The 966-nt window shown below is 46.6% G+C and carries 1 protein-coding gene; it reads right to left on the reverse strand.

What is annotated here, in order from left to right; all coding sequences use genetic code 11:
- Window positions 1–256: 256 nt before the first annotated feature.
- Window positions 257–568: a DUF6679 family protein gene (locus QUB10_RS16285; RefSeq protein WP_006633466.1), complete on the reverse strand. Its 312-nt coding sequence runs from the start codon at window positions 566–568 to the stop codon at window positions 257–259.
- Window positions 569–966 lie beyond the last annotated feature (398 nt).

Here is a 966-nt window from a genome sequence, read left to right on the forward strand (position 1 = left end):
ACGGGCGGGACGCCCATCCCACTTTCAAGAGTGGAAGTTATTTAATTCTCATTCCTTACGCTGTTGTGGGGAGTAGGGGTTGAGCAGGAACTCCCGCCATCAAGCTTAAATTTAAAGGCAAAATAGCTTATGGGGTAACAACCCAGAATATTTTTGGCCTAAACCGGGTTTTTTCCATAATTTCTCCACAAAAAAGGGAGAAAAGTCGTTTTCTTTTCCCCCAAGTTTTCCTTGTGCCTCAAGCGCGAGCTCAAAACTATTCCAGATTCGAGTCGGGGTAGTGATTGCGAATTTGTTCGGCTTCGGGACAATCGTCAGAAACTAGGGGTTCGCAGTTAGTTCGGGATACCGAAGCCAACTTCTGGGACACAGCTCCAATACTTTCGAGACGCACCATTTCTTCCCAGGAGCTGATTTCGTCTTCTTCGTCGGTTTCGTAGCGCAGCGTGACTAGATCCCCTTCAATATCTAGGATACGAGCGCGCTCTATCCAACGTTGCTGATCTCGAAGAAAAATAGAAACCTCACGACCATCACAACAGAGTTGATAGATTTTGCGCTGTAGCATTTGTCAGTTCTCCTGCGCAGTGTAACTTGCTTAAAATATGGTCTGTTTACCGTAACGTACTTTGGGTTTTACATCGGAAGGCACAGCCGTATGGACTGGCCAGTTTCACGTTTTCCGCAACTTTTGTACCGATGGGAGTTACCAAATTCGATTTTACCACCAAATCTATCTAGTACGCCATTTATCCAATTACAGGTTTTGCAGTCAGTGGCATCCCTCGTGAGAGGCATTTGCCAGCATAGATCGGAGCATTAGGACTTGACGACGGCACGCGATTAACAGCGACAATAACAACAGACTCTGCCTCAGATTTCTCGCTCTCTTATGCCTCAAGTCCCCCATAAACAAGAGTGTTTCGACGTTTGTTCGATCGCCCACTAACGCCGTCAAGGCTCAAT

The organism is Microcoleus sp. B5-D4, assembly GCF_036705145.1.
Classification (GTDB): domain Bacteria; phylum Cyanobacteriota; class Cyanobacteriia; order Cyanobacteriales; family Microcoleaceae; genus Microcoleus.